Raw genomic sequence first — 6,008 nt, 5'->3', positions numbered from 1 at the left:
CAGGACGACGAGGTGGGGCAGGCCGTTCTTGTCCGTGTGGCTCTGCTTGATGAACCCCACGTCCTGACGGCCGGGTCCGGGAAAGACGGTGAGCGACTGCTTCCCCTGGGCGAGTTCGCGGACGACGACCCGGTCTCCGGTGATGAGGGTCGCGGACTGGCTCGCCGCGGTGGGCTTGAGCGCGGAGTGTGTGAAGGCGGACGTCCTGGGATCCGGGGCGGGGCCCCGGTCGGTTAAGGCGGGGGTGACGACGCCCAGTGTGGGTGATGGCGGCCCGAGTACGGCGACTATCGCAAGGGAGGCAGTGATTGCCCTGGTCCAGCGCATATTCGACTCCTTGAACGGCGGCCTGGGTGCACGACGTACGGCGGCGCTTGCTGCTGGCTCGCTCAAGGAAAGTGGACTGGACCTCTCACGCTGTCAAGGGGAAGGTGCAGACCAATAGTCAGTGCCCCTGCCAATCCGGCCAGGTGCGCCCTCTTGCCCCCGGCCCCTTCCGAAACATCCAGGAAGAGCCGCGGATGGCACGGTGGTCCGCATAGTCCTGCTCGGCTCTAGCCGGACCGTGCGGCGACACTGGGCGGTGCCGCCGCGTTCCTGTCTGCACAGGGACCCGAGGTAACCGCACCACTGCCCCAGGAGAAGCGACCCGGCTGCGCCCTGCCGCACCCTGCCGACGCTGTGCAGAGTGCGCAATCGCGCTGTTGCGCACGGGATTTCACAGCCTGCGGGATGCACTCGCCGCCCGGATAGGCCTTCTAAGCCGGTATTCTGGGGCGATTCTGACGGCGCTGCAGCCGCGGGGAGGAGGGGGCTGAACTTGCCGATGACGGCCTTGCGCATCGACCCGGAGGGCACGGTCGAGCCAGTCGAACTGCCCGACGGCGCCGCCGGGCAGCAAGACACGCTGCGCAGTGCGGTGGTACCGGCGCAGTCGACCAACGGCGGTACCGCCGGCGGGTCCTACTCCACATTCACGGCAACAGGCGCGGCTGAGTAGCAGCCGCTGAACTTGCCGGCGTGGGCGCTCGCCTGCGTGTGGCGGGGCTTGGAGATCACGCACGGTGCGCGCGGCACGATCGTCGTCACCGGCACGGGTGGCAGCACTATGGACCAGCTGGACGACGTTCTCGCTGCGCAGCTGCGCGCCGTTTGCGTAGCAGTACGCGGAGTCCTGGTCGAGTGGCAGACGCGGCCGCCGACGGGGGAAGTGGCAGCGCGGGCAGAGGTGCTGGCTGCTGCCCGACACCAGGTGAAGGCCCTTGCGCATTGAACCAGCGCATCACCACGCCGCTGCGATGGTGGCGGCGTAGGCTCGAGTGGCTGGGTGCCGGATCGCGCATCCCCCGTCGCGATCCGGCACCTGGCGTCCCGGCCCATCGAAATGCCGAAAGCCGGCAGCGAGGCCGTCCTCCGCGCTCTCCACCGTCCCGCACTTCAGGCCGATGTCCGCCGCGAGCCCGAGCAACAGATCTGTCCCACATGGGACCAGTCAGTTGCCGCCGCCGGAATCTTCCTCGGCCTGTTCGGTGATGAGGCGCTCGTACAGGTTCCTGACGCGCTGCTCGGCTTCCGGACTCAGCGGACCGGGCGCCATGGGCGCTGTGACGCGCAGGGCCTCGGCCGTGACATCGGCTGCCGCCAGGGCCCTCGGTGATGGACTCGCCCAGGAGCCCGATGGCTTCCCGGATCCACTCACGTTCTTCCAGCTGGGCTCGCAGGGCATCCCGCTCCTGCTGCAGGTCAGTTGAGCGGATGTGTCTGTCCGGGTTGGTTATCACTGATGCGATGTGGGTCCGGATCGAGCCGCTGATGGCGGCTGATCCGGTCCGTGGACGACGGTGGGCCAACCGCCGCCGCGCCCTGGAAGCCATCGCGTGGAAGTACCGCACCTGCTCGCCGTGGCGGGACCTGCCCGAGGAGCTCGGTTCCTTTCAGACCGCCCATAAACGCCTACTCCGGTGGGCCGTCGAAGGCACGTGGGAACGGATCTTCACCGCGATTCTTGCCGCGGCGGACGCACGTGACGACGTGAGCTGGACCGTGTAGGTGGACTCAACCGTCTGCCGGGCTCACCAGCATGCCGCCGGGGCAAGGAAAGGAGGGCGGCCGAGCGGGCAGAACCCGGCGATCACGCGCTCGGACGTTCCCGCGGCGGGCTGAGCACGAAAGTGCACCCGGCCAGCGACGGCCGGGCACAACCACTGGCTCTCGTCGTCACCGCGGGCCAGGCCGGTGACGCGTCGGCTTTCGAGGCTGTCATGGCCCGGGTCCGGGTGCCTCGCAGCAGGTTGGGAAGGCCCAGAACCCGGCCCGCCGCCGCCTGCGGACCGCGCGAATTCATCCCGCGCGATCCGCCTGCATCTCCGCCGCCGCGGCATCCGCGCCGTCATTCCGCAGCCCGCCGACCAAGTCGGCCACCGCCTGCGGCGCGGCCGGCTCGGAGGCGGACCACCCGACTTCGATGCCGAGACCTACAAGCAGCCCAACACCGTCGAACGCTGCATCAACCGCCTCAAGCAATGGCGCGGTCTGGCCATGCGAACCGACAAACTTGCCCTCGCCTACCAGGGTGCACTCCACCTCGCCGCGATCTTCATCTGGACCCGCAGCTGACCGCGGAAGTGGAACGTAGCCCACCGCAACATGCCCCTGGGCCATATCGCATGAAGCAGGCAGGCGAGATCCTCGGATCCACCAATGCCTACCATCTCCGCTATCAGATGCTGATCATCGCTCCCGAGCATCTCGGCGACATGGCCGACCAGGCGTTCACGCGAGTCCGGGACTTACGGGACCGCTTCGACGAGCCCGACATAAGCGCAGATCCCGAGTGGCCATCAACCCAGAGCGCACTCAGCGAGGCACTCGGTACCCTTCGCTCGGCCATGCGCTCCGACCTCACCTCGGACTGACTTGGCGTGCTGCGGCAGCAACGGCCAACCGACCGCCTCGTCGACCAAAGAGACACTGCCTAGCGGTCTACTCTGGGCGAGTGGGGTCGGGTGGCGTGCATGGCAGGCCCGTGGGCAAGCCCTTCCCGGCCGTCCGGGGAAACCGTGGTGCACGTGCACCACGAGGACGCCGACGACGGAGAAGAGCTCGACCTCGACCAGGCGCTGACCGCGCTGCGACGCCCGGGCGCGTGGCTGCGAAGCTCACAACGAATGTCGTTTGTCGATGAGTCTGGATGTCCGTTGAGGGCCGAACAGCCGTCGAGTGTCGATGAGTTTGAGTGTCACTCAGGGTGGAGCACGGCTCCGGTCAAGACACGAAGACGCCGTCTACCCCAGCCCAGGGCTTCGGCGTAGTCGGGTGGTGTCCGATTTATGCTCAAGCGAGGCCGACTTCGACAGGACCAAGACGGTGCTCGCGAACGCCCTGCCATGGGAGGGGCGGCGGCGTCCCGCCACGGCGCGAAACCGCCGCCCATCCTCCGTCCCAGCCCTTGCTTCACCTATCGATATTCGATAGATTCCCATCGCGACTCGAGGGAAGGGCGGGCCATGGGAAAGCTGACAGTGGGTGCGCTGCGCGCCGTGCTCGTGGTGGTGCTCGCCGGCACCGTGTTCGTGCAGGCATTGATGGTGTGGGCGTTGGCCACCGACCCGGAGGACGGGTCGCTCCCGCTGACCCCGCTGCGCGTGATCATGATCCTGGGCATGGTGTCGGTCCAGGTCGCCCTGGTCTGCGTATGGCGGCTGGTGACGATGGTGCGACGCGGAACCGTGTTCTCCCACACCGCCTTCCGGTACGTGGACGGCGTGATCGGCGCGATCGTGGCGGCTGCCCTCGTGTGGTTCGCGGTCACGGCCCTCAATGCGCCGGGCCAGCGGGACGACCCGGGCGTCACCGTCATCATGGGCGGGGTTGGCGTGGCCATCCTGGGAGTCGCGCTCATCGTGCTCGTGCTGCGGATGCTGCTCGCCCAGGCCGTCACGCGCGACGTCGAAGCGGCACAGATGCAGGCCGAGTTGGACGAGGTGATCTGATGCCGATCGCCGTCGACATCGACGTGATGCTGGCCAGGCGGAAGATGTCCGTGGGCGAGCTCGCGGACCGCGTAGGAATCACGCCCGCCAACCTGGCGGTACTCAAGAACGGCCGCGCCAAGGCGGTGCGCTTCGCGACGCTCGCCGCGCTCTGCGAGGTGCTCAAGTGCCAGCCGGGCGACCTGCTGCGCTGGGAGGCCGAGGACGCCGCGGGCGGATGACGTGCCCCAGGGCGGGCGTGAAAACGCCTGGCACCACCGGCCCGTGACACGGCACGTGGACCGCGTGGACGTGGATCGCCGATCATCCGCAGCACCGTCCCGACCCCGTTGGGTAGATTCCGGTTGACCTGCACCGCACCGTCCTGGTCGACGATCGCGACCTGCGAACGTGACCTCCCCACCGCAAACCCCCCGTCCTTCCAGCGCGGAAGGGCGGGGGTTCGTCGTTGGGCGGGCAGCCAGGGCTTCGCCGTAGTCGCTTGACGCATCATCGTCGATCCCACCTGCCTTTGACCAACTCCGCGAGCATCCCGGGGCCGTGCCCGAGGAGACCCCGGCCTGCTGGAGCGACTGGCCGAGGTGCCCGACCCTCGCGATCCGCGCGGCGTACGGCACGCTCTGGTCGTCGTGCTCGCGCTGACCGCGTGCGCGGTTCCGGCCGGAGCGACCTCCCTGCTGGCGGTGGGTGAGTGGATCACCGGCGCCCCGCCGTCCGTCCTGGAACGCCTTGGCGTACGGCCCGATCCGCTGTCCCCGAAGCGGTGCCTGCCGGCGGAGGCTATGGTGCGGCGGCTGCTGGGCCGCATCGACGGCGACGCGTTGGACCGGGCGGTGGGCCGTGCTGGCTGGCCGACCGGCGCGCTGGGGCCGACGGTCAGCTGCACGCAGTGGCGGTCGACGGCAAGACCCTGCGCGGAGCGGCCAGGGCCACGGGCCGCAAGATTCATCTGCTCGCCGCCTGCGACCACCTCTCCGGCCTGGTCCTGGCCCAACTCGACGTAGGCGAGAAGACCAACGAGATCACCTGCTTCCAGCCTCTCCTGGAGACCCTCGCCGACCTGGCGGGCGTGGTCGTGACCAGCGACGCCATGCACACCCAGCGCGAGCACGCCAGCTACCTGCTCGGCCGAGGCGCGCACTACATCGTGATCGTGAAAGGGAACCAGAGGAAGCTCCACCAGCAGCTCAAGTCCCTTCCCTGGAACCAGATCCCGCTGCAGGGCCGCACCCGCGACACCGGCCACGCCCGCGTCGAGATCCACCGCATCAAGGTGTGCACGGTGAACAGCCTGCTCTTTCCCGGCGCCCGCCAGGCCGTCCAGCTCAAGCGCCGCCGAGTGGACCGCAAGACCGGCAAAATCAGCATCAAGTCCGTCTACGCGGTCACCAGCCTCACTGCGGAACGGGCCCCACGCGCCGAGCTCGCCCGGCTGATCCGCAACCACTGGAAGATCGAAGCCCTGCACCACGTCCGAGACGTGACGTTCGCCGAGGACGCCTCCCATCTGCGAACCGGCTCCGCGCCCCGCGCCATGGCGACCTGGCGCAACCCCGCCATCGGTGCCCTTCGCCTCGCCGGGAAAAGCAGCATCGCTTCCGGCCTTCGGCACAACGCCCGCGACGCCAGCCGACCGCTCGCCCTCCTCGGACTCACATGATCATGAAGCGGACGTCACGCGACTACGCCGAAGCCCTCTACCTCAGCCCAAGACAATTTCGCGAGTCTATGGGCCTCATGCCCCACACCACATCTACATCGCAAAGACGTGAGCCATAGGGGAAGGCCAGCGCCCCTCGCGGCGTTGTTGAAACTCACGACACTCCAGCGACTGAGCACCTTCATCGTTTCCAGAACTCAGGGTCACGCGTTGCTGCTTCTCACCGACACAACCCTGCTCGACTCGCTCGTGGCCTCGTCGGTATGATCGGACTTACGGCGGCGAGGTGCAAGCAGAACCGGCGCCCAAACCCGGTCAGGTGTGCGATAGTTCAGGCCACCTATGTGCGGGGGGAT

9 protein-coding genes and 1 pseudogene are annotated in these 6,008 nt (G+C 68.3%); 9 read left to right on the top strand and 1 reads right to left on the bottom strand.

Annotated elements, in window-relative coordinates; all coding sequences use genetic code 11:
• Window positions 1–327, bottom strand: a 327-nt coding sequence (locus ACI2LP_RS33690; protein WP_404728342.1) for a hypothetical protein, incomplete at its 3' end; no start/stop codon positions are given.
• Window positions 328–826: 499 nt separating this feature from the next.
• Between ACI2LP_RS33690 and ACI2LP_RS33685 the strand changes: the two genes are divergently transcribed.
• From ACI2LP_RS33685 to ACI2LP_RS33645, 9 genes and pseudogenes are all read left to right on the top strand, one after another.
• Window positions 827–1,000, top strand: coding sequence for a hypothetical protein (locus tag ACI2LP_RS33685; RefSeq protein ID WP_404728341.1), 174 nt, complete (start codon window positions 827–829; stop codon window positions 998–1,000).
• Window positions 1,001–1,048: 48 nt separating this feature from the next.
• Window positions 1,049–1,273: a hypothetical protein gene (locus tag ACI2LP_RS33680; RefSeq protein ID WP_404728340.1), complete on the top strand. Its 225-nt coding sequence runs from the start codon at window positions 1,049–1,051 to the stop codon at window positions 1,271–1,273.
• Window positions 1,274–1,327: 54 nt separating this feature from the next.
• Window positions 1,328–1,657, top strand: coding sequence for a hypothetical protein (locus ACI2LP_RS33675; protein WP_404728339.1), 330 nt, complete (start codon window positions 1,328–1,330; stop codon window positions 1,655–1,657).
• Between the two features lie 98 nt (window positions 1,658–1,755).
• Window positions 1,756–2,616: pseudogene (locus tag ACI2LP_RS33670) on the top strand (IS5 family transposase).
• Between the two features lie 50 nt (window positions 2,617–2,666).
• A complete protein-coding gene (locus ACI2LP_RS33665) occupies window positions 2,667–2,915 on the top strand; it encodes a hypothetical protein (RefSeq protein WP_404728338.1) in 249 nt (82 codons plus the stop codon).
• Between the two features lie 591 nt (window positions 2,916–3,506).
• Complete coding sequence (locus ACI2LP_RS33660; RefSeq protein ID WP_404728337.1) at window positions 3,507–3,992, top strand: DUF2975 domain-containing protein; 486 nt, start codon at window positions 3,507–3,509, stop codon at window positions 3,990–3,992.
• Window positions 3,992–4,213, top strand: coding sequence for a helix-turn-helix transcriptional regulator (locus tag ACI2LP_RS33655; protein WP_010981499.1), 222 nt, complete (start codon window positions 3,992–3,994; stop codon window positions 4,211–4,213). Before ACI2LP_RS33660 ends, ACI2LP_RS33655 begins: the two co-directional genes overlap by 1 nt.
• 360 nt (window positions 4,214–4,573) lie before the next feature.
• The gene (locus ACI2LP_RS33650) at window positions 4,574–4,996 is read left to right on the top strand and encodes a transposase family protein (protein WP_404728336.1); all 423 of its coding nucleotides are present in this window, start codon (window positions 4,574–4,576) and stop codon (window positions 4,994–4,996) included.
• A complete protein-coding gene (locus ACI2LP_RS33645; protein ID WP_404728335.1) occupies window positions 4,882–5,652 on the top strand; it encodes an ISAs1 family transposase in 771 nt (256 codons plus the stop codon). Before ACI2LP_RS33650 ends, ACI2LP_RS33645 begins: the two co-directional genes overlap by 115 nt.
• Window positions 5,653–6,008 lie beyond the last annotated feature (356 nt).

It is taken from the genome of Streptomyces sp. NPDC019890, from assembly GCF_044903445.1.
Lineage (GTDB): Bacteria > Actinomycetota > Actinomycetes > Streptomycetales > Streptomycetaceae > Streptomyces.
This window is presented reverse-complemented; position numbering and strand designations above follow the sequence as displayed.